Source organism: Vibrio sp. YT-19(2023) (assembly GCF_033337395.1).
Genome location: NZ_JAWOQN010000253.1, coordinates 1 through 893, shown reverse-complemented (window position 1 = coordinate 893; position 893 = coordinate 1). Strand labels below are relative to the sequence as shown.

Below are 893 nucleotides of genomic sequence, written 5' to 3'. Positions count from 1 at the left end.
GTCGAATAGACAAGGTTGTGTGCTCGCCGTTTTGGGTCACTCGAACCGGTTTGGCAACGAAGTGAGCGGGGCCGACCTGGACTTGGCATCGCTCTGATTGCCACTCTTTTACCACACCAGAAAGCTGATTATTTTCACCAATAAACTGAGCGACGAACGCGTTACTCGGAGATTCATACAGTTCCGTTGGCGGGGCAAGTTGCTGCACTTCGCCTTGATTAAAAACTGCGATTCGGTCAGACATAGTGAGCGCTTCATCTTGGTCATGCGTGACATACAAAATCGTAATGCCGAGCTTTTCGTGCAGGTGTTTAATCTCCATCTGCATTTGCTCACGAAGTTGCTTGTCCAACGCGCCCAAAGGCTCATCCATCAGGACGAGTTTCGGTTCAAACACAAGCGCTCTCGCCAACGCGACACGTTGTTGCTGCCCGCCAGATAACTGCTTTGGATAACGGCTGGCAACGTGCCCCAACTCGACCATGTCCAGTGCGCTCTGTACTTTATTTTGAATGGTTTGATTATCGAGCTTACGCACTTTTAGAGGAAAAGCGAGATTCTCCGCAATCGTCATGTGAGGAAACAGCGCGTAGTTTTGAAATACCATTCCGATGTCGCGTTTATGTGGCGCGAGATTGTTTACCGGAACGCCATCAATGTAAATCTCTCCGCCTGTTGCCGTTTCGAAACCCGCCAGCATCATCAGACACGTTGTTTTGCCTGATCCAGAAGGCCCCAACATGGTGACAAACTCTCCGGGTGCGATGTCTAAGTTGAAGTCTTTAACCACCAAGTTTGCACCGTCGTAGGTTTTCTTAACATGTTGAAAGCTCACATAATCCTTGTTTGCTGTGCTCATGGCATCCCTCCGTTCATTTTTGTATAGCGAAAAT

The 893-nt window shown here is 48.8% G+C and carries 1 protein-coding gene; it reads right to left on the bottom strand.

Features of this window, described 5'->3' with window-relative positions; translation table 11 throughout:
* On the bottom strand, nucleotides 1-859 hold an 859-nt coding region (locus tag R7E78_RS25235), incomplete at its 3' end, for an ABC transporter ATP-binding protein (protein WP_318058486.1).
* Between the last annotated feature and the right edge of the window lie 34 nt (nucleotides 860-893).